The sequence below is a fragment of the Actinophytocola glycyrrhizae genome (genome assembly GCF_042653545.1).
Taxonomy (GTDB): Bacteria; Actinomycetota; Actinomycetes; order Mycobacteriales; family Pseudonocardiaceae; genus Actinophytocola; species Actinophytocola glycyrrhizae.
The window spans coordinates 224,718-245,936 of sequence record NZ_JBHSIS010000007.1 but is presented as its reverse complement, the minus strand read 5'-3'; the positions used below and the strand labels follow the sequence as shown (position 1 = coordinate 245,936).

19 protein-coding genes are annotated in these 21,219 nt (G+C 72.0%); 10 read left to right on the top strand and 9 right to left on the bottom strand.

Annotated features, from left to right (window positions below; genetic code table 11):
• Positions 1-107: 107 nt before the first annotated feature.
• Genes ACFPCV_RS17055 through ACFPCV_RS17025 form a run of 7 tightly spaced genes read right to left on the bottom strand, consistent with a single transcriptional unit; the run spans position 108 to position 9,749 of the window.
• Positions 108-731, bottom strand: coding sequence for a sirohydrochlorin chelatase (locus tag ACFPCV_RS17055; RefSeq protein WP_378057167.1), 624 nt, complete (start codon positions 729-731; stop codon positions 108-110).
• On the bottom strand, positions 728-1,846 hold the full coding sequence (locus tag ACFPCV_RS17050; RefSeq protein WP_378057166.1) for a uroporphyrinogen-III synthase: 1,119 nt from the start codon (positions 1,844-1,846) through the stop codon (positions 728-730). Before ACFPCV_RS17050 ends, ACFPCV_RS17055 begins: the two co-directional genes overlap by 4 nt.
• Positions 1,843-2,181 (bottom strand): nitrite reductase small subunit NirD, encoded by a 339-nt coding sequence (gene nirD, locus ACFPCV_RS17045; protein ID WP_378057165.1) that lies wholly within the window; start codon positions 2,179-2,181, stop codon positions 1,843-1,845. Before nirD ends, ACFPCV_RS17050 begins: the two co-directional genes overlap by 4 nt.
• Positions 2,178-4,676, bottom strand: coding sequence for a nitrite reductase large subunit NirB (gene nirB / locus ACFPCV_RS17040; protein ID WP_378057164.1), 2,499 nt, complete (start codon positions 4,674-4,676; stop codon positions 2,178-2,180). The genes nirD and nirB overlap by 4 nt, the downstream gene beginning before the upstream one ends.
• A 3-nt stretch (positions 4,677-4,679) precedes the next feature.
• The gene (locus ACFPCV_RS17035; protein ID WP_378057163.1) at positions 4,680-6,209 is read right to left on the bottom strand and encodes an MFS transporter; all 1,530 of its coding nucleotides are present in this window, start codon (positions 6,207-6,209) and stop codon (positions 4,680-4,682) included.
• A 43-nt stretch (positions 6,210-6,252) separates the two neighbouring features.
• A complete protein-coding gene (locus tag ACFPCV_RS17030; protein WP_378057162.1) occupies positions 6,253-7,695 on the bottom strand; it encodes an FAD-dependent oxidoreductase in 1,443 nt (480 codons plus the stop codon).
• Positions 7,692-9,749, bottom strand: coding sequence for a molybdopterin oxidoreductase family protein (locus ACFPCV_RS17025; RefSeq protein ID WP_378057161.1), 2,058 nt, complete (start codon positions 9,747-9,749; stop codon positions 7,692-7,694). Before ACFPCV_RS17025 ends, ACFPCV_RS17030 begins: the two co-directional genes overlap by 4 nt.
• Before the next feature lie 203 nt (positions 9,750-9,952).
• On the opposite strand from ACFPCV_RS17025, the gene ACFPCV_RS17020 reads away from it, so the two are divergent.
• Positions 9,953-12,628, top strand: a complete 2,676-nt coding sequence (locus ACFPCV_RS17020; RefSeq protein ID WP_378057160.1) for an AfsR/SARP family transcriptional regulator — start codon at positions 9,953-9,955, stop codon at positions 12,626-12,628.
• 33 nt (positions 12,629-12,661) lie between these two features.
• On the opposite strand, the gene ACFPCV_RS17015 is transcribed toward ACFPCV_RS17020, so the two are convergent.
• Positions 12,662-13,183 carry a M23 family metallopeptidase gene (locus ACFPCV_RS17015; protein ID WP_378057159.1) on the bottom strand — a complete coding sequence of 174 codons (522 nt, stop codon included), beginning with the start codon at positions 13,181-13,183 and terminating at the stop codon, positions 12,662-12,664.
• A 398-nt stretch (positions 13,184-13,581) separates the two neighbouring features.
• On the opposite strand from ACFPCV_RS17015, the gene ACFPCV_RS17010 reads away from it, so the two are divergent.
• On the top strand, positions 13,582-14,256 hold the full coding sequence (locus ACFPCV_RS17010; RefSeq protein ID WP_378057158.1) for a PP2C family protein-serine/threonine phosphatase: 675 nt from the start codon (positions 13,582-13,584) through the stop codon (positions 14,254-14,256).
• A 536-nt stretch (positions 14,257-14,792) separates the two neighbouring features.
• Here the strand turns inward: ACFPCV_RS17010 and ACFPCV_RS17005 are convergent.
• Complete coding sequence (locus ACFPCV_RS17005; protein ID WP_378057157.1) at positions 14,793-15,236, bottom strand: DUF4396 domain-containing protein; 444 nt, start codon at positions 15,234-15,236, stop codon at positions 14,793-14,795.
• Positions 15,237-15,916: 680 nt separating this feature from the next.
• Between ACFPCV_RS17005 and ACFPCV_RS17000 the strand changes: the two genes are divergently transcribed.
• From ACFPCV_RS17000 to ACFPCV_RS16965, 8 genes are all read left to right on the top strand, one after another.
• Positions 15,917-17,110, top strand: a complete 1,194-nt coding sequence (locus ACFPCV_RS17000) for a CaiB/BaiF CoA transferase family protein (RefSeq protein ID WP_378057156.1) — start codon at positions 15,917-15,919, stop codon at positions 17,108-17,110.
• Positions 17,111-17,118: 8 nt separating this feature from the next.
• Entirely contained in the window at positions 17,119-18,267 is a 1,149-nt protein-coding gene (locus tag ACFPCV_RS16995) for an acyl-CoA dehydrogenase family protein (RefSeq protein WP_378057155.1), read from the top strand.
• Positions 18,267-18,524, top strand: coding sequence for a GntR family transcriptional regulator (locus ACFPCV_RS16990; RefSeq protein WP_378057154.1), 258 nt, complete (start codon positions 18,267-18,269; stop codon positions 18,522-18,524). The genes ACFPCV_RS16995 and ACFPCV_RS16990 overlap by 1 nt, the downstream gene beginning before the upstream one ends.
• On the top strand, positions 18,524-18,994 hold the full coding sequence (locus tag ACFPCV_RS16985; protein ID WP_378057153.1) for a UTRA domain-containing protein: 471 nt from the start codon (positions 18,524-18,526) through the stop codon (positions 18,992-18,994). Before ACFPCV_RS16990 ends, ACFPCV_RS16985 begins: the two co-directional genes overlap by 1 nt.
• 68 nt (positions 18,995-19,062) lie before the next feature.
• The gene (locus tag ACFPCV_RS16980) at positions 19,063-19,557 is read left to right on the top strand and encodes an FBP domain-containing protein (protein WP_378057152.1); all 495 of its coding nucleotides are present in this window, start codon (positions 19,063-19,065) and stop codon (positions 19,555-19,557) included.
• Between the two features lie 174 nt (positions 19,558-19,731).
• Entirely contained in the window at positions 19,732-19,959 is a 228-nt protein-coding gene (locus ACFPCV_RS16975; RefSeq protein WP_378057151.1) for a DUF2630 family protein, read from the top strand.
• A gap of 170 nt (positions 19,960-20,129) precedes the next feature.
• Positions 20,130-20,534: a nitroreductase/quinone reductase family protein gene (locus ACFPCV_RS16970; protein WP_378057150.1), complete on the top strand. Its 405-nt coding sequence runs from the start codon at positions 20,130-20,132 to the stop codon at positions 20,532-20,534.
• Complete coding sequence (locus tag ACFPCV_RS16965) at positions 20,531-21,199, top strand: AAA family ATPase (protein ID WP_378057149.1); 669 nt, start codon at positions 20,531-20,533, stop codon at positions 21,197-21,199. The genes ACFPCV_RS16970 and ACFPCV_RS16965 overlap by 4 nt, the downstream gene beginning before the upstream one ends.
• Positions 21,200-21,219: the final 20 nt, after the last annotated feature.

The following is a 21,219-nucleotide window of genomic DNA, read 5'->3' as shown; positions in this document are numbered from 1 at the left end:
AAGAGGGTGGTAGCGATGGGGGTGGCCGAGACTCCTCCGGCCGCCTACATCATGAGGGCTACGGCACCCGATGTCCAAGTCCTGTACCCGTGCGGGAAACCCAACGTTCACGAATCGTTGCGTGCCGGTAGCGCCGGACGACCAGCTCGGCCACCCCGGGGTGCGCGCCGAGCGGCGCCGAGGTCACCTCCGCGCCCCGCCGCGACGGCGCGCCGGTGGAAGAGGCCGGGCGCGAGGAACCAGCTCGCGACGGCGGCGCCCGGTTCGAGCACGTCGGTGAGCGCGGGCTCCGCCGTCGCGACGAACCCGACCCGGTCGGCGCCGAGCCTGCGGGCGGCGCGGTACACCTCGGCACGGGCACGGCGGTCCGACGACCCGGCCGCGGCGAGCACGACCGGCCGCCCAGGCACCCACCCGGCCTCGACGAGCCGGTGCCGCGCCACGGTCACGAGGTCGAGCCCCAGGTGCGGGGTGAGCACCGCGGGCGCACCGGCCGCGGCGATCTGCTCCGGGAGGTCGACCTGCACGTGGTACCCGGCGGCGAGGAACGCGGGCACGACCACCGCCGGGCCGGGGCATTCCCGGAGCACGTCGGTGACGTTCGGCCCCCGGACGTCGGCGAACGCGACCCGCACGTCGGACAGGCGCCGCCGGACGAGATCGGCGAGCGCGTCGACGACCGCCGCGCCGGCCGGGTCCCTGGTCCCATGGGCAACGAGCACACAGGTCACGAGGGCTCCAAGGCCAACCGGTAGCCGCGCTTCACGACCGTCGTCACCAGGTTCGGGGTGCCCAGCGCGGCACGCAGGCGCCCCACCGCCGTCTCGACCGCGTGCACGTCCACTGTGTCCTCCCGGCCCGAGTGCCTGCGCAGCACCCCGGCGAGCACCCGTCGCGACAGCACCCGGCCGGGGTGCTCGGCCAGCGCGCGCAGCACCGCCATCGGCGCCGGCGGCACCGGCCGCAGCTCGTCGTCCACCAGCACCGCCTGCCCGCGCAGCTCCAGCTCGCACCGGCCGACCTTCACCCGCGTCGCCCGCGCGGGCAGCGCCACCGCCAGCTCCCGCACCAGCGCACCGATCCGGGCCCGCGCGGGCTGGATCACCGGCACCCCGACGCGGGCGAGCGGGCTGGCCGTGATCGGCCCGACGCACACCACGAGCACCCGGTACCGCAGCGCGTCCAGCACCGGTTCGAGCCGGTCCTCCTCGGCCGCGGTCCGCAGGACGCTCGCCGCGGCGGGGGCGCTGGTGAACGTCAGCGCGTCCACCTGACCCGCCACCAGCGCGTCGAGCAGGCGCGACAGTGGCGCCGGGTCGGCAGGCCCGGTCCACCGGTACACCGGCACCTCCACCACCTCGGCGCCCGCGCCGCGCAGCACGTCGACGAAGTCCCGCAACGGTTCCCCGTGCAGCTGCACCGCGATCCGCTTCCCCGCCACACCGGCCGCCAGCAGGTGCTCCAGCAGCTCCGCACTGCCCTCCGACACCGGCGCCCACGCCTCGACCAGTCCGGCCGCGCGCACCGCGCCCTTCGCCTTCGGGCCGCGGGTCAGGACCGTCGCCTTGCCGAGCGCGGCCAGGAGGCCCTCGCCGAGTCCCCAGCCCTCGGCGGCCTCCACCCAGCCGCGGAACCCGATGCCGGTGGTGGCGACCACGAAGTCCGGCGGCACGTCGATGACGGCCCGTGTCCGCAGCAGCAGGTCCTCGTCGTCGGCGAGCGGGATGAGCCGGATCGCCGGTCCGAACAGGACGGCAGCACCCCTGCGCGCGAGCAGTGCGCCCAGCTCGTCGGCGCGGCGGGCGGCGGTGACACCCACCGTGTAGCCGGCCAGCGGGGCGGTCACGGGCGGCCGACCAGGATGGTGCCGCCCTCGACCCGCACCGGGTACACCGCGACCGAGACCGCCGGGTCGTCCACACAGGATCCGGTGGTCAGGTCGAAGTGCTGCTTGTGCATGGGTGAGGCCACGACCGGCACCCCGCCGAGGTCGCCGACGAGGCCGCGCGAGAGCACCGCGGCGCCGCTGAACGGGTCCACGTTGGACAGCGCGTGCACGGTGCCGTCGGCGGTCAGGAAGATCGCCACCTGCTCGTCGTTCGCCAGCAGCGCGGCCACCCCTCTGCCGGGGATCAGCGCGGTCAGCGCACAGACCGGCGTCCACACCTCCAGCGCGGTCACCTGGTCACCGCCACCGGCAGACCGAGCGGGACCGGCTGGCCACGCTCCTCGCGGAACGAGATCGTCGGGTCCGGGGTGTCCGGCGCGTTCACGAACGACGTGAACCGGGCCAGCTTCGCCGGGTCGCCGAGCACACCGGCCCATTCGTCCGCGTACGACCCGACGTGCTTGGCCATCGCCGCGTCGAGGTCATCGCAGATGCCGAGGCTGTCGTCCACGATCACCTCCCGCAGGTGGTCGACACCGCCGTCGAGGGACTCGAGCCAGGCGGCCGTGCGCTGGAGCCGGTCGGCCGTGCGCACGTAGAACATCAGGAACCGGTCGATGTAGGTGAACAGGTCCGCCGTGGGCACGTCGGACACGAACAGCTCCGCGTGCCTCGGCGTGAACCCGCCGTTGCCGCCGACGTAGAGGTTCCAGCCGTGCTCGGTGGCGATCACGCCGAAGTCCTTCGACCGCGCCTCCGCGCACTCCCGCGCACAACCGGACACCGCCGCCTTGATCTTGTGCGGGGCCCGCAGGCCCCGGTACCGCAGCTCCAGCTCGATCGCGAGCCGCACCGAGTCCTGCACGCCGTAGCGGCACCACGTGTCGCCGACGCACGACTTCACCGTCCGCAGCGCCTTGCCGTAGGCGTGCCCGGACTCGAACCCGGCGTCGACGAGCCGCCGCCAGATCCGCGGCAGCTGGTCGACGGTCGCGCCGAACAGGTCGATCCGCTGCCCCCCGGTGATCTTGGTGTACAGCCCGAAGTCCTGCGCCACCTGTGCGATCACCATCAGCTTCTCCGGTGTGATCTCGCCGCCGGGGATGCGCGGTACGACCGAGTAGGTGCCGTTGCGCTGCATGTTCGCGAGGAAGTGGTCGCCTGTGTCCTGCAGCGCGGCCTGTTCACCGTCGAGCACGTGCCCGTTGCCGAGCGACGCGAGCATCGACGCGACCGCGGGTTTGCAGACGTCGCAGCCGGTCCCGGTGCCGTAGCGGGAGACGAGCTCGCTGAACGTGCGGATGCCGGTGGACCGCAGGATCTCGAACAGCTCGGACCGCTTCCTGGTGAAGTGCTCGCACAGCGCGGTGGACTGCTCGACACCCGCGGCGGCCAGGAGCTGCCTGAGCATCGGCACGCACGAGCCGCACGTCGTGCCCGCCCTGGTGCACGCCTTGAGCGCCGGCACGTCCGCGCAGCCCTCGGTGATGGCGCCGTGGATCGCGCCTTTCGTGACGGCGTTGCACGAGCAGACCTGCGCCTCGTCGGGCAGCGCACCGATCCCGACGGCGGCGGCGCCGGCCGGGGCGATCATGGCGGCCGGATCACCGGGCAGGTCGCGGCCGACCAGCGGGCGCAGCAGCGGGTACTGCGCCGCGTCGCCGACGAGCACGCCGCCGAGCAGCGTCTTCGCGTCGTCGGAGACCACGAGCTTCTTGTAGGTGCCCGCGACCGCGTCGTTGAACACGACCTCGAGCGCGCCCTCGGTCGTCGCGTGCGCGTCGCCGAAGCTGGCGACGTCCACGCCGAGCAGCTTCAGCCTGGTCGAGGTGTCACCGCTCTCGAACGCGGCCTGCCCGCCGAGCAGCCGGTCGGCGACCACCTCGGCCATCGCGTTGCCCGGCGCGACGAGCCCGTACACGACGCCATCGACACACGCGCACTCGCCGATCGCGTAGATGGCCTGGTCGCTGGTGGCGCAGTCGCTGCCGACCGCGACACCGCCGCGCGCCCCGACGTCGAGTCCGGCCGCGCGGGCCAGCTCGTCGCGGGGCCGCACACCGGCAGAGAACACGACGAGGTCGACGTCGAGTTCGGTACCGTTGCCGAGCCTGGCGAGCAGCCGGCCGCGGTCGGCTTCGATGGACTGGGTGCCGGTGCCGGGGTGCACGGTCACGTCGAGCCGTTCGATGAGCATGCGCAGCAACCCGCCGCCGCCGTCGTCGACCTGCAGTGGCATCAGCCGCGGCGCCAGCTCGACGACGTGCGGGGACAGTCCCATGTCCCGCAACGCCTTCGCGGCCTCCAGTCCGAGCAGGCCACCGCCGACGACCAGCGCGGCGCGGCGGCCACGCGCGGCCTTCTCCGCGTCGGCGCGGATCGCGTCGAGGTCCTCGATGGTGCGGTAGACGTGACAGCCGGGCAGGTCGTGGCCGGGCACCGGCGGCACGAACGGGTAGGAGCCGGTGGCGAGCACCAGCGCGTCGTAGGCCACGGTGGCGCCACTGCGCGTGGTGACCTCCTTCGCCGCCCGGTCGATGCCCACGACCGGGTCGCCGAGGTGCAGGCCCACCAGCTCGTCGCCGTCGTGGGTGGCGCCGTCGAGCTGGAGTGCCAGTGGATCCCAGGTGTCCACGTAGGACGTGAGGGCGACCCGGTCGTAGGCGGGCCGGGACTCCTCGGCGAACACCTCCACCCGCCACTCACCCGTGACGTCCTTCTCGCGCAACGACTCCACGAGCCGGTGCCCGACGGGTCCGTTGCCAGCCACCACAAGTGTTCTCGGCATGAGTCACACCCCCGCGTGCGCGAGGCTCGGGACGCGGGCGACCGCGAAGCTCCTGCGCAGGTAGTAGAACCAGGTCATGAACGCGAAGACGACGTAGGCGGCGAGGAACACGTACAGCGCCGAGGTCGACCAGTCGTCATTGGCCGCCGCCACCGCCTGCTTCTCGGCGAGGGTCTGCGCGGCCGTCACCTTCGCGGTGACCCCGAGGCTCGCCTGCCGGAAGATCAGCTGGATCAGGAACCCGCCGAACGCGCCGACCGCCCCGGCGATGCCGATCACCGCGGCGGCCTGCCGCTTGTACCGCAACGCGGTCACCGCCTTGTCGAGGCCCTTCTCCGCGACCTCCTTGCGGCCCAGCTCACCGAAGATCACCGGGATCATCCGGTACGTGGAGCCGTTGCCGGCACCCGAGAGCAGGAAGATCACCATGTAGGAGGAGAAGAACAACGCGAAGCTGTGCGCGTTCACGCCGACGATGGCGAGCGCGGTGAACACGCCCATGCCGACGAAGCACCACAGCGTCACCCGCGCGCCGCCGACGCGGTCGGACAGCCAGCCGCCGAACGGGCGGGCGACCGAGCCGATCAGCGCGCCGACGAACCCGAGGCCCGCGAGATAGGTGGCGATGAACGGGTTCTGTGCGAGGAACTCGGGGAAGGTGTTCTTGATGACGAGCGGCAGCGCGAACGAGTAGCCGATGAACGAGCCGAACGTGCCGATGTAGAGGATCGACATGATCCACGTCTGCCCGTGCCGCAGCGCGGACACATAGGACCTCGTGTCGGCCCTGGCGTGGGTGATGCTGTCCATGAACAGCCACGCGCACAGCGCCGCGACCACCACGAACGGGATCCAGATCAGCCCGGCGTACGCGAGGTGCACCTCGTGCCGCGGCAGCCGCGCCGCCGCGGCGGGCACCCCGATGATCACCACGAGCGGCACGACCAGCTGCACCACGGCGACCCCGAGGTTGCCGCCCGCCGCGTTCAGCCCGAGCGCGAAGCCCTTCCTGCGTTCCGGGTAGAAGAACGAGATGTTCGCCATCGACGAGGAGAAGTTGCCGCCGCCGGCACCCGCGGTGGCCGCGCACGCCAGCAGCACCCAGAACTGGGTGTCGTGGGGCTGGCTCGCGAGCCACCCGCTGGGCACCACGACCGCGAGCAGCAGCGACGGGAGCAGCAGCAGGCTCGCGCTGATCACCGTCCACAGTCGACCGCCGAAGCGCGGCACGGCGAAGGTGTACGGGATGCGCAGCGCCGCCCCGATGAGGTTCGGCATGGCGGTCAGCCAGAACGTCTCCGACAGCGTCATGGGCAGCCCGGCGTTCGCCAGGTTGATCACGACCACCGACCACAGCACCCAGATGGCGAACCCGAGGTGCTCGGCGAAGATCGAGAAGACCAGGTTCTTGCGTGCGATCCGTTTGCCCGTTGCCTCCCAGAACCGTTCGTCGTCGGGGTCCCAGTCGTCGATCCAGCGGCCCTTGCGGCGGGTGACGGTGGTGGTCGTCGAGGGTTCGATCGTGGCGGTCAAGTCGCGGTCTCCTCGGGAGCTTCTGGCGGCGGCCGGGGTGGGCTCAGGCCGTGCCTTCGTCGGCGGTGGCGAGCCAGTCGGCGAACGCGGTGACGGTGTCGCGGCAGCCGCCGCAGCCCGTGGTCGCGCGGGTCGCCTGCGCGAGGCCGGCCACGCCGCGGGCACCGCCGCGCCACGCCTTCACCAGCTGGCTCTTGCTGACGGTGTTGCAGCGGCACACCGTTGTCGCCGCGGGCAGGTCTGCCGGGCTGTGCGCGGCCGAGGCACCCGGTGGGAGTGCGCGGCCGAGCAGCAGCGCGAGTCGGTCGGACGGCGCGGGGATCCCCCGGTCGTACAGCTGTGTGATCGCGGCGGCCGCGTCCGGCGCGCCGAGCAGGATGGCGCCGGTCACGCGGTCGTCGCGCAGGACGAGCTTGGCGTACCGGCCGCCCACCGGGTCGGACAGGCACAGCACCTCGGCCTCGGCGCTGTCCAGCCCGGCGTGCACGTCGCCGAGCGCGGCGAGGTCGACGTCCTTGGCCTTCAGCCGGGTCACGACGGGCGTGCCGCGGTAGCGGGCTGCCGGGTTCGCGCCGGTGAGCAGATCGGCGAGCACGGCGGCCTGCTCCCACGCGGGCTGCACGAGCCCGGCGACCGTGCCGGGGTGCTGTGCGCAGTCGCCGATGGCGTGGACCCGGAAGTCGTCGGTGCGCAACAGGTCGTCGACGACGACACCGCGTTCGACGGTCAGCCCGGCGTCGCGGGCGAGCCCGGTCTCGGGGACGACCCCGGCGGACACGACGACGAGGTCGGCGGCCACGTGGGTGCCGTCGTCGAGCTTGAGGCCGTCGCCCGGCACGAACCTGGCGGCCTTCACACCCAGCCGTACCTCGATGCCCAGCGTGGCGAGCCGGGCCGCGAGGACCGCGCCCGCGCCGGGGTCGAGCTGGCGTTCCATCAGGTGCCCGACCGGGTGCACGACGGTGACGAGGTTGCCCCGGCTCGCGAGGCCCCGCGCGGCCTCGAGCCCCAGCAGCCCGCCGCCGACGACCGCGACCGGCGCGCCGGGCCTGGACGCGGCGACGATCTGCTCGCAGTCGTCGAGGGTGCGGAACGCGACCGCGCCCGGCGCGGGTGCCCCGTCGACGACGAGGCCCTCGGTGGGCGGGAGCCACGGGCGGCTGCCGGTGGCGAGCACCAGCGCGTCGTAGTCCACGGCGGACCCGTCGTCGAGCGCCACCGTTCTTGCCGCGCGGTCGATGCCGGTGACGGTGGTGCCGAGCCGCAGGTCGACGTCGTGCCTGGCGGCCCACCCCTCGTCGTGGAGGCGGACCATCTCCGGGGTCATGCCGCCACCGACCACACTGGACAGCAGGATCCGGTTGTACGCGGGGTGCCGTTCGGCGCCGAGGACGGTCACGGTGCCGTTCTCGGTGTCCCGCCCGCGGATCTCCTCCGCGAGCCGGGCCCCGGCCATGCCGTACCCGACGATGACGATGCGCCTCATGTGACGGCCTCCAGTCGCACGGCGCACACCTTGAACTCGGGCATGCGGCTGGTCGGGTCCAGCGCGGGGTTGGTGAGCAGGTTCGCCCGCGCGGCGCCGGGGAAGTGGAACGGCAGGAACACGAGGTCGACGCGGATCGACGGCACGTACCGCACCCGCGCCCGGACCGTGCCGCGCCGGGAGGTGACGTCGGCGAGGTCGCCGTCCGCGACCCCGGCCCTGGTCGCGGTGTCCGGGTGCACCTCCACGTACGCCTCGGGCACGGCCGCCATCAGCTCGGGCACCAGCCGGGTCTGCGCGCCGGACTGGTAGTGCGCCAGCACCCGGCCCGTGGTGGCCTGCAGGGGGAACTCGTCGTCGGGTGGTTCCGCGGGTCCACTGTGGTCGACCGCGACGAACCGGGCGCGCCCGTCGGGGAAGGCGAACCCGTCGAGGAAGGCACGCGGGGTGCCGGGGTGGTCGGCCGACGGCACGGGCCAGTGCAGTGCCGCCCCGTCCCGCAACCGGTCGTAGGAGATCCCCGCGTAGTCGGCGACCCCGCCCGCGGACGCGCGCGCCAGCTCGTCGAACACGCGCTCCGCGTCGTCGGGGAACCGGTCCGCCGGCTGCCCGAGCCTGGTCGCGAGCCCGCGCAGCACCGCGAGGTCGGTCCGCACCCCGGACGGGGCGGTGACCGCCCTGCGCCGCAACAGGACCCGGCCCTCGAGGTTGGTCATCGTGCCGTCCTCCTCGGCCCACTGCGTGACCGGCAGGACCACGTCCGCGACCGCCGCGGTCTCGGACAGCACGACGTCCGCGACCACCAGCAGGTCCACCTCGGACAGCCGGCCCGCGATCCGCGATGCGTGCGGCGCGGACACGAGCACGTTGCTGCCGAACACCAGCAGCCCCTTCGGTGCGGAGTCGAGCAGCTCGTAGGCCGACCGGCCGGGACCGGGCAGCGAGTCCGGGTCGACCCCCCACACCGCCGCGACGTGCGCGCGGGCGGCCGGGTCGTCGAGCTTGCGGTAACCGGGGAGCTGGTCGGCCTTCTGCCCGTGCTCGCGGCCGCCCTGCCCGTTGCCCTGCCCGGTGAGGCAGCCGAAACCCGACCCCGGTGTGCCGGGCAGTCCCAGCGCGAGCGCGAGGTTGATCCAGGCGCTGACGGTGTCCGCGCCGCGTGCGTGCTGCTCGGTCCCCCGTCCGGTCAGCACGTAGGCGTTGCCCGCGGCGGCCAGCATCGCGGCGGCGGCCCGCTGGTCGGCGGCGGCGACCCCGGTCACCCGCTCGACCCGCTCCGGCCACCACGCGGCCGCCACCCGCCACACGTCGTCGAAGCCGGTGGTGCGGGTGGTGAGGTAGTCGTGGTTCAGGTGGCCGTCGGCGACCACGGCGTGCAGGATGCCGAGCGCGAGCGCGAGGTCGGTGCCCGGCGCGGGCGCCAGGTGCAGGGTCGCCAGCTCCGCGGTGGCCGACCGGCGCGGGTCGACCACGATCAGCTCGGCACCCCGCAGGTGCTGCACGAACGGCGGCATCGTCTCGGCCGGGTTGCCGCCGACCAGCAGCACCGCGTCCGCGGCACGCAGGTCCGCGACGGGGAAGGGCAGCCCGCGGTCCATCCCGAACGCACGCGTCCCGGCCGCCGCGGCAGAGGACATGCAGAACCGTCCGTTGTAGTCGATCTGTGCGGTGCCGAGCGCGACGCGGGCGAACTTGCCGAGCAGGTAGGCCTTCTCGTTGGTGAGCCCGCCGCCGCCGAACACCGCGACGGCGTCGCGGCCGTGTCTTGCCTGCAGGTCGATGACGCGGTTCGCGACGAGGTCGAGCGCGTGGTCCCAGCTCGCCGGCCGCAGCTCACCGTCCACCCTGACCAGTGGGGACGTGAGCCTGCCCGGCGAGTCGAGCAGGGTCGATGCGGTCCAGCCCTTCTGGCACAGACCACCCCGGTTCGTGGGGAAGTCGCGGGGCTGGATCCCGGTGCCCGTCATCCGCATCCCGCACTGGAGCGCGCAGTAGGGGCAGTGTGTGTCGACGGTGCCGGTGCTCGGTGACAACGGGCTGGCGGCGATCGTCACGCGCTGTCCTCCTCGGTTCGGCTGGGAGCGACGCTATGGAGCGCGTGTTACCCGCAGGTTCGCGAATGTTTCAGCCATGCGACATTGCCCGCCCCGCGTCCGGTCGCCGACAGTGAGAGTGCCGGGGCGAGCTCGCCACGCTGCGGAACGGATAGCGCACGGACTGTTCCGTTCGGCACATTCGCGGCATACGATCCGGAACGATGGCGAGGGTCGTGTTCCGGGTGCTCGGACCTCTCGAAGCCGAAGTCGAGGGGCGCCCTGTCGCGCTCGGCGGACCCAAGCCGCGCCTGCTGCTCGCAACCCTCCTGATGCGGCCGAACACCGCGGTCAGCACCGACGTTCTGGTGGATGTGCTGTGGCCCACCTCGCCGCCGCGGTCGGCGGCCGCCAACGTGCGGACCTACGTGCACGGCCTGCGCCGCCTGCTCGACAACCGCATCGAGCACCGGCCCGGCGGGTACCTGCTGCGGGCCGAGCCCGGCGAGATCGACCTGTACCGGTTCGAGGAGACCCGCGACCCGGACCTGTGGCGCGGCCGGTTCCTCGCCGACCTGCCGGAGAGCCCGGTGTTCGAGGCGACCGCCGCTGCGGCCACGGAGCTGTGGCTGTCCGCCCGCGAGGACCGGCTGCGGGCGCGGATCGACCGGGGCGAGCACGACGCCGCGGCCGCCGAGCTGCGCGGCATGCTCCGCGACCACCCGCTGCGTGAGGAGCTGTGGGAGCTGCTCATCAACGCGCTCACCGCCGCGGGCCGCCGCGCCGACGCCATCCAGGCCTACACCGAGGCCGAGCAGGTCCTCCGCGACGAACTGGACGCCGCGCCGGGTGCCGCGCTGCTCGCCGCGCTGTCGCCGGTCTGCCAGCTGCCGCTGGACCTGCCGGACTTCACCGGCCGCGACGACCTCGTCCACGACCTCGTGCGGCAGGTCCGCAACCGGGACCGGCCCACCGTGGTCGTGCTGTCCGGGCCGCCGGGGGTCGGCAAGTCCGCGGTGGCGGTGCGGGTCGCCCACCTGGTGCGGGCCTCCTTCCCCGACGGTCAGCTGCACCTCGACCTGGCGGGCACGTCGGCGTCGCCGCGCAGGCCCGCCGACGTGCTGGCCGAGCTGCTGCGTGCCGTGGGCCACGCCGAGTTCCCCCGCGGTGTCGCGGCGCGGGCGGCGCTGCTGCGGTCCGCGCTCGCCGCCCGCCGCGTGCTGCTCGTGCTCGACGACGCGGCGAACGCCGCCCAGGTCGCGCCGCTCCTGCCCGGCGCGGGCGGGTCGGCCGTGCTGGTGACGAGCCGCGTCATGCTGCCGGACCTGGTGGGCGCACGGCCGGTGGAGCTGGACGTGCTGGCGGACGCGGAGGCCGCGCGGCTGCTCGAAGGCATCGTCGGCGCCGTCCGCACCCGTGCGGAACCGGAGAGCGCGGCGGCGATCCTGCGGTTCTGCGGGCACCTGCCGCTCGCGATCCGGGTCGCGGGCACCCGCCTCGCGCACCGGCGCGGCTGGACGCTGCGCACCCTCGCGGAGCGGTTGCGCGACGAGCGGCGCCGCCTCGACGAACTGGCCGTCGGCGACCTCGCGGTCCGGGCGAGCGTCGGCCTCACCTACGCGTCCCTGCCGCCGGACGCGGCACGTGCGTTCCGGCTGCTGGGGTTGCTGGGGCCGGTGCGCTGGCCGGGCTGGGTGGTCGGTGCGCTGCTGGACCGGGAGGCCGACACCGACGATCACGTGCTGGACCTGTTGGTGGACAACCACCTCGTCGAGCTGGTGGGGTCCGACGACACCGGCGCGCCCCGCTACCGGCTGCACGACCTGCTGCGCTGCTTCGCCGCCGAGTTGTCCGAGAAGGACGGTTCGGCGGTGGTGCGGGTGCTGACCGGGTACCTCGCGCGGGCGGCGGACGCGGCGGCCGGGATGCCCTACTTCGGTGTGCTGCCGGAGAAGGCGACGCCGATGGCCGCCCCGGCGAGGTGGTTCGACGCGGAACGGCACGCGTGCGCCGCGATGGTGTCGCTCGCGGAGGCGTGGGGCGCCGACGATCTGGCGTGGCGGCTCGCGACCACGCTCGCGCCGTACTTCGACCTGCGCGGCAACCAGGACGACTGGCAGCGCACGCACACGGTCGCGCTCGCGGCGGCCCGTCGGGCCGGGGACCAGCGCGGGGAGGCGATCGTGCTGCGCAACCTCGGCCAGGTCGCCCTGTACCGCGACGCGTACGCCGACGCCAGGTCCGCGTTCACCGCGGCGCAGGCCCTGTTCACGCAGGTCGGCGACCTGCAGGGGGCCGCGGTCGCCCGCGCAGGGCTCGGCACGGTCCTGCGGGTCCTCGGTGAGCACGGGCCCGCCCTCGACCACTGCTACGCCGCGCTCGAGCTGTTCGCGCGGATCGGTGACCGGCACGGCGAGGCGGTGGCGCGGCTCGCGGCGGGCTCGGTGTGGCTCGCGCTCGGCTGCCTCGCACCGGCCGGGCGCTGGTTCACCGACGCGTACGAGCTGTGCGCCGCGATCGGCGACCGGCACCGCGAAGCCCATGCGCTGAAACGGATCGCGTCGCTGCACCAGCAACGCGGCGACCTGACCGCGGCCCGCGAGCACGTCGCGAGGGCGCTCACGATCTTCCGCGAGCTCGACGACGAACACTGCGTCGGCTACACCAACCAGAGCCTCGGTGAGCTGTGTCTGGCCGGCGGTGACCTCGCGGACGCGGACCGGCTGCTCGCGACCGCACTCGACCTGCACCACCGCAACGGCGACCGCCGGTCCGAGGCCGACGTGGCGGAACTGTTGGCCCGCCTGCACGAAACCCTCGGTGACCGGGCGGCGGCGCGGCGACACGCGGACCGCGCACATGCGATCCGCGCGTCGCTGCTGACCGGCACGCTGCCGTGAAGTGCCTTTCGGGCAGCGTGCCGCCCGCCCGCGCTAGCAGCCGGTCGAGCTGGTGATGGAGGTGTTGCCGTAGTACCGGATGTGGACGCCGTTCAGCACGACCCGCTGCACGACGCCGTTGAGACGCTGCTCGTAGTGCAGGTGCGGACCGGTGGATCCGCCGGTGCTGCCGACCTTGCCGATGATCGTGCCGGTGTTGACGTTCTGCCCGACCGACACGTTGAACGAGTTGAGGTGCGCGTACAACGTCTTCCAGCCACCGGAGTGCCGGATCACGAGGTACTTGCCGTAGCTGGTGTTGCCGAGATCCCTCCTGGTCTCCACGACACCGGCGGCGCTGGAGCGCACGTTCTTGCCGAGCGCGCCGCTGCGCTGGAAGTCCACGGAGAGCTGCGGGTTGTGGTTGGTGCGGGTGTTGGCGTTCCACACCTGGCCGCAGTCGAACGGGGTGCGCAGGTTGAGCGCCTGTGCGCCGACGTCCGCGCTCGCCGGGGCGGCGAGCGTGAGCGCCGCCGTGACGGCGGCGACGAACGCACCGATCATGCGGAGTGACATGTGACCTCGCTTCGCGGGGCTGCAGGGACCCCAACCACACCAGGGCGATGTACAAGACTCGTACAAACTCCCGCGCACCACACGTTCGCACGATGTCCCGGTCGGCGACGACGCGTACCATTCTGTGCGCGGAGAGTTCCCAGTCAGGAGGTCGGCATGCTGGTGAGCGGATGTAGCTGCGGGTGTGGTGGTTGCGGTAACAGCGACTGCTGTGGCGGCAAGTGCGGTTGCTGATTCGGCAGTGACTGTCGGGCTCCGGGAACCTGAGAAGGCCCGGAGTCCGACGCTGTGAGAGCCGCGTTACACAGTCGATCTTCACAGCGCGCGTTCACGGGGTACTCAGCGAGCTCACAGGCAGCTCCCGGATCCTCGTTCTTGAGGAGAGCGAGGAGGCCGAGATGCGACCACTACCGGCCTGGCGCACGACCAGCGCCCAGGGGCCCCGCACGGTGAACGCCGACGCCGTGGCCACGTCCGGCGGCGTCGTGGCACTGGCGGACGGCGTCGGCGACAGCGCGGACGCGGCACGGGCGGCGCTGGCCGCGGTCACCGCGGCGGCCCGCGTCCCGTCGGCCGCGGGCCCGGTCGCCGCCCTGTCCGCCGCACACGCCGCGCTGCCGCCGGAAGGCGACTGCGTTCTCGTGGTGGCGCAGCCGTACTCGGGCGGCTACCACATCGGCTGGGTCGGCGACGTGCGCGCGTACGCGTGGGACGGCGTCGCCCTGTGGCAGCTGACGCGGGACCACACGCTCGCCCAGTACTTCCGCGACCACGGCGGCCAGGTGCTGCCACGCATGGAACATCTGGTGACCACGAGCATCCGCACCGCGGCGGCCACCCACTACGGCCTGACCACCACGGGCGCGGCGACCCTCCTGCTCACGACCGACGGCGTGCACAAGATTCTGACCCACGAGTTGATGACCGACATCCTGCGCACGGCCACCGACCCGGCGGCAGCCCTGGTGGCCGCGGCCGTGTCCGAAGGCACGAAGGACAACACGACAGCGGTCATGCTGTCCCGTGCCCCGGCCCCCGCGCTGCCGACCACCCCGCTACCGATCGCCGCCTGACAGCAAGACGTCCCCGAGCACCCGCCACCACGGCACGGCCGACTGCCCGGGCCGACCCCGATCACCCGCACCGCGAGGGGTCGGCCCCCCGCAGGGCGGGCCGGTGCCGTGAAGGGCACGTTCACTGCACAACGAGTGCCGTGAATGGGCCGTTCAGGGCGCCCAGCGCCCTGAACGCGCCTTTCAGGACATTGCCACGCGAAGCCGAGGGTGTCCCGCCATGCCAGTCTACCGCCTCCCACCGACAAAACAAGGGAAGCAAGCCCAACCGTGGATAACCGGACCAGCTGTGGACAACCGCTCGCAGCGTCTGACCGAGAGGCGGCAAACTCGGCGATCGGTTGCTCGTCCCGCCTGTATCCCGACGCGCGTGGACCGCACCAACCGGGCGAGCCCGGCCTTGGGCCTGGATGTGGCTCGCGCACACGCCGACCTCGACCTGGCCGGCGATCGCTCGCGCGGCAACTGCAGCCGCATCGGGTTTCGACAGCGCCCGCAGTGCGCGGACCACGCCGGGTCCGGTGCGACATTCGCGGTCAGTGGTGGTATTCGTGCATCACGGCGTGCCCCCGGCCGCGGCCGATCAGCCACTTGTTCACCGGGACGGTGACCACGAACGCGACGGCCAGCGCGAACGCCAGCGACAGCCAGAACAGCCACGACACGACCCCGGCGTCCATAGCGCCCGGCACGGTCACCAGCACCGCGTTGTCGACGACCTCCATCACGAGGATCGACACGGTGTCCGCGGCCAGCGCGATCCGCAGCGCCTGCCGGAAACTCACGCCCGCTCGCAGCACGCCCCGCATGGTCAGCGCGTAGCCGAACACGAACGCGAGCGCCACGGCCAGCACGATCGTCGCGATGCCGTGCCAGCCGAGTGCCGTGCCGATGACCATGCCGAGCACTTCGCCGATGGCGCAGCCGGTCAGGCAGTGAAGGGTCGCCGACACCGCGGTCGACCACGTTGCTTCAGACATGCCATCTGTATACCCCTAGGGGGTATCGGACGCAAGCCCGCCCGCCGGAGCAACCGTTCCGCGCGCAGCAGCACCGGCCGGTCGACCATCTGCCCGCCGACGGCGCTCGTCCCATCGCCCGCGGCGGCCAGGACCGCGCGTGCCCACGCGATCTCCTCGCCGGAGGGCCGGAACGCCTCGTGCACGACCACGACCTGGCGCGGGTGCACGCACAGCTTCCCCGTGAACCCCAGCTCGACCGAATGCCGGTGTCCGCGCGTGGCGTCCACATCGGACAACGCGGTGGTCACGCCGTCGACCGGCGGCGCGCACGAGCGCCGTCCCGGTGATCGCGCGCGCCAGCCCGTCGTCGAGCCGCAGCCGCAGCCGGTCGCCGAACACGGCCTGGTGCACCGCGGCGTGCCCGCTGGTGAGCGTCATCGACGGCGCCCCGTCGAACCGGTCACCGACCGACAGCTCGTCGAACCGGGACCCGTCCACGATCTCCACGCGTCCTCTCAAACGTCCGGCCAAATGGACTGTAGATGTCCTTGACACCCTGGAGAACGCCCAGTGAAATCGGCCGTACATTTTGTCGGAGGGAGCGCCATGCCGCCCCGACCGCGGCCTGCACTCCCCAGTGGACGTCCGCGCGCACACTGCTTTTCCGAGGAAATCCCGTCGTGAACGGAGCTTGCGGAGTGAACGACCGACACAGCCGCCCCCTTGCCGGGATCACCGTCGTCAGTCTCGAACAGGCCGTCGCGGCGCCGTACGCGACCCGCCAGCTCGCGGACCTCGGCGCGCGCGTGATCAAGGTGGAACGACCGGGCGGCGGGGACTTCGCCCGCCGCTACGACGAGTCGGTCCTCGGCCAGTCGAGCTACTTCGTGTGGCTCAACCGGTCCAAGGAGTCGGTGACGCTGGACGTGAAGCACCCGGCGTCCCGCGAGGTGCTGGACGAGCTGATCGCCGACGCGGACGTGTTCGTCCACAACCTCGCACCGGGCGCGGCGGCCAGGCTCGGCCTGCACGCGCAACCGTTGCGGGCACACAACCCCCGGCTCGTGCACTGCACGATCTCCGGCTACGGCACCGACGGCCCGTGGGCGCACCGCAAGGCCTACGACCTGCTGGTGCAGTGCGAGACCGGGGTGGTGTCGCTCACCGGCACCGAGGAGGACCCGGCCAAGGCCGGCATCTCGATCGCCGACATCGCCGCGGGCATGTACGCCTACTCGGGCATCCTCACCGCGTTGCTGCGGCGGGCGAACACGGGTGAGGGCACGACCGTCGAGGTGTCATTGTTCGAGGCGCTGGCCGAGTGGATGGGCTCCCCCGCCTACTACACCCGCTACGGTCCGCACCAGCCGAAACGGGTCGGCGCGCAGCACGCGACCATCGCACCGTACGGCCCGTTCACCAGCAAGGACGGCGAACCGGTCGTTCTGGCCGTGCAGAACGAACGCGAATGGGTGGCTCTGTGCGAGCTGCTACTGGGTGACGAATCGGTCGCCACGGACGAGCGGTTCGCCACCAACCCGGCTCGCGTCACCCACCGCGCGGAGCTGAACAAGTTGCTGCAGCAACGTTTCGACGGGCTCAGCACAGCGGATGCCGTCGCGTTGCTCGACCAGGCGGGGGTGGCGAACGGCCGCGTCAACTCGGTGGCCGAGTTCCTCGACCACCCGGTGCTGCGCGAACGCGGGCGGTGGCGCGAGGTGGACAGCCCTGGCGGTGTCATCGAGGCGCTGCGCCCGCCCGCGGACCTCGGCGGGGTGGAACCGGTGATGAACCCGGTGCCGGCACCCGGCGAGCACACCGAACCGATCCTGCGCGCGCTGGGCCGCACGGACGCCGACATCGCGGCACTGCGCGAAGCGCACGCGGTCTGAGGGAAACCATGCTGAGCGAAGAAGAGCAGGCCATCGTCGACACTGTGCGCGAGTTCGTGGACCGCGAGGTGCGCCCGGTGGTGCGCGAGCTGGAGCACGCGAACACCTACCCGGAGCGGCTGATCGAGCAGATGAAGGAGCTGGGCGTCTTCGGGCTCGCGATCCCCGAGCCGTACGGCGAGGTCGCGGTGTCCATGCCGTGCTACGTGCAGGTCACCGAGCAGCTCGCGCGCGGGTGGATGAGCCTCGCGGGCGCGATGGGCGGGCACACGGTGGTCGCCAAGCTGATCACCAGGTTCGGTACCGAGGAACAGAAACAGCGTTATCTGCCCCGCATGGCGACCGGCGAGGTGCGCGCGACGATGGCCCTCACCGAACCGGGTGGCGGCTCCGACCTGCAGGCCATGACGACGGTCGCGCGGCGCACCGCGGACGGCTATGTCGTCAACGGCACGAAGACGTGGATCACGAACTCCCGCCGCTCGGGGCTGATCGCGTTGCTGTGCAAGACGGATCCGGACGCCACCCCGAGGCACGCGGGCATCGGCATCCTGCTGGTGGAACACGGCGAGGGCCTGACGGTGTCGCGTGACCTGCCGAAGCTGGGGTACAAGGGCGTGGAGAGCTGCGAGCTGTCGTTCGCGGACTACCGGGCCCCCGCCTCGGCGCTGCTGGGCGGCAAGGAGGGTGCGGGTTTCGCCCAGATGATGACTGGCCTGGAGACGGGCCGCATCCAGGTGGCATCGAGGGCGCTGGGAGTGGCGCGGGCTGCCCTGGACGACGCGCTGCGGTACGCCAAGGAACGGGAGGCGTTCGGCAAACCGATCTGGAAGCACCAGTCGATCGGCAACTACCTGGCGGACATGGCGACGAAGTACACAGCGGCACGGCAGCTGGTGCTGCTCGCCGCGACGCGCGTGGACGCGGGCGAACGCGCCGACCTGGAAGCGGGCATGGCCAAGCTGTTCGCATCGGAAACGGCGATGGAGATAGCGCTGGACGCGATCCGCATCCACGGCGGCTACGGCTACTCGACGGAGTTCGACGTGGAACGGTACTTCCGCGACGCGCCACTGATGATCGTCGGCGAGGGCACGAACGAGATCCAGCGCAACGTGATCGCCGCGCAGCTGGTGTCCCGCGGCCTACCGGGCTGATGACCCGCGAACCCGCCTACCGGCAACTGGCGAGGACACTGCGCAACGCACTGGTGCAGGGCCGGTACCGCGACGGCGTGCGCCTGCCGACGGAAGCGGAACTGGCGGACGAGTACAAGGTGAGCCGCCAGACCGTACGCAGGGCGTTCCACGACCTGGTGGCGGACGGCCTGGTCCACCGCGTGCGGGGCAGGGGAACGTTCGCCACCCACGCGACGGCCGTTACCTGCGCCAGTTCGGCACGATCGACGACCTGATGGGCCTGTCGATCGACACCAGGCTCGAGATCGTGACCCCACTGCGTCGCCGAGTGGACATCGAAGCCGCGTCTCGTCTACACCTGACGGGTGACGCGGTACACACGGTGGTGTTCCGCCGGATACACAACGACATCCCGTTCTGCGTGACGACGGTGCACCTGCCACCGCACGTGGGCGCGACGCTGGCGGCGGAGCCGGCACTGACGTCACCGGGTGCGACAAGCGCGGTCACGGTGATCGCGATGGTGGACACCCGCTTCCCGATCGGGGCGGCGGAACAGAGCATCACCGCGGTACCGGCCACCTCCCCGGCGACAACCCACCTGCCCTGCCCACCGGGCGACCCCCTGCTGCGAGTGGACCGCACCTACCACTCGACCCGAGGCGAACCGGTGGAACTGGCGATCTCGCACTTCCTGCCGGAGCAGTACTCCTACCGGGTCCACCTCCGCAGAGCGGCACCGTGACCGGCTGCAATGCGCCTAACTGCCTAAAGGATTTGCCTAGGACTCCTAGGTAGCTTACCGTCGCAGCCATGAGACCGGTCACCGAGCGTGAGATTCGCGCATCGTTCGTCAACTGCAGCAAAGGTGCGGCGAAGCGGCTGGCCGTTCCTAGGGAGCTGGCCGCCTCTCCGTGGGACGACCTCGACTTCCTCGGCTGGCGGGACCCGAGCGCCCCCGACCGGGCCTACCTGGTCGCCGAGTCCGGCGACCGTCTCCTGGGCGTCACGCTGCGTCGTGCCAAGCCGACCGCGGGGGCTCGCCGCTCGATGTGCGCGTTGTGCCTCACCACTCACAGCGGCGACGGCGTCGCGCTCATGACGGCACGCAAGGCGGGCAAGGAAGGCCAGCAGGGCAACTCCGTCGGCTCCTACCTGTGCGCGGACCTCGCCTGCTCGCTGTACCTGCGCGGCAAGAAGGAGACGGAACCCGGCGCGCGGGCCCACGACTCGCTGCCGCTCGACCAGCAGATCGCGCGGACCACGGCGAACCTGGCTGCTTTCCTGGACCGCGTCACTCACGGATAGCCGGTGGGCCCCGGCCCGCAACCGGCGCAGCGGCAGGTCGACGGTCTGCAGTGTGGTCTCTCGACGACGACGTGGGCGAGGGCGGCACTCGCTCGCCTGCCTGGCGGCGGCGAGAGCGGCGCGTGCGTGCTCGGTCCCCGGCAGGCATGCCACCTCTCTGGGACGATGGACGGCATGGACGACAAGGAGATCTCGGCCCGCATCGGCTTCCTCATCGACGAGGAGCACAAGCTGGAGCGCGCCGGTCAGGAACCTGACCCCGAGCGGCTGCGCGCCATCGAGGTCGAGCTGGACACCTGCTGGGACCTGCTGCGCCAGCGCCGCGCCCGCCGCTCCGCCGGGGAGAACCCGGACGAAGCCTCGCCGCGCCCCGGCAACGTCGTGGAGGGCTACCTGCAGTAAGGATCACGCTACCGGCGGCAGGACACGCGTTGCGTCGCCGGAACCGTTGCATGTGGACGCGGAGCTGGTGGCACGGGTCCGGTTCGGTGGCGGGCCCGGCCATCGAGGTCATGTTCCGCGAAAGAACCTGACGGCACGAATTGTCGGTGGGCCGGGCTACCGTGTCCGCCATGGACATCCAGGAGATCAACCGCAGGGTCATCGAGCAGTTCCGCGCCGGCGGCGAGATCGAGGGCATGCACCGGGAACGCTTGCTGCTGCTGACGACGAAGGGCGCGAAGACCGGCATCGACCGCACGACACCGCTGATGTTCCATCCGGACGGCGACCGGGTGCTGGTCATGGCGTCGAACGCGGGTGCGCCCAAGGCACCCGACTGGTACACGAACCTGCGCGCCGACCCGTCGGCGACGGTCGAGCGGGACGACGAGACCTATCCGGCGACGGCGACAGTACTGACCGGCGACGAGCGTGCCCGCTTATGGGCGGAGATCACGGCGGCGAACCCGTTCCTCGTCGACCACGAGAAGAAGGCGAACCGACAGATCCCGCTGGTGGCACTGACACGCGCATGAGACTTCTGGGGAGCGTCCCCCCGACCCCCGAGAAACTGATCTGGCTGAACGGCCCTTTCGGTGGCGGCAAGACCCAGACAGCACACGAACTGTCCCGCCGCTCACCCGGAAGCGTGATCTGTGATCCGGAGCAGGCAGGCTTTGGCATGCGCAGAATGCTGCCCCCACCCCTGCGCACCGACTTCCAGAACCTGAGGTCATGGCGCGAGGGCGTGGTGGAGATCCTGGACCTGGTGCTGCGCAAGCACAACGGCCCGGTGATCGTACCCATGACAGTCGTCAACCCCGAGTACCTCAAGGAGACGGTAGGCCGATTACGCGACATGGACCACGAGGTCCACCACTTCTCACTGCTGGCACGCAGGGAAACTGTGCTGAAACGCTTGCGGGAGCGCGGGTTCGGCCACGTGGTGCAGTTCGTCGCGGGCAAGAACGCGACACTGGCCCGCGAAACCTGGGCGATGTCCAAAGTAGACGAATGTCTGACCCGTCTGCAGGACCCCGAGTTCGCGACCCGGGTGTGGACCGACGACCTCACCGTCAAGGAGGTGGCCGACCACGTCGCGGCCAAGGCAGGCGTGCACCTGACCCCGAACACGGACACCCGCCTGCGCGGCTACGCCCGCCGCACGTGGACGAGCCTGAAACACATCCGCTTCGACTGACGTCCGCTCCTGGGGGACGG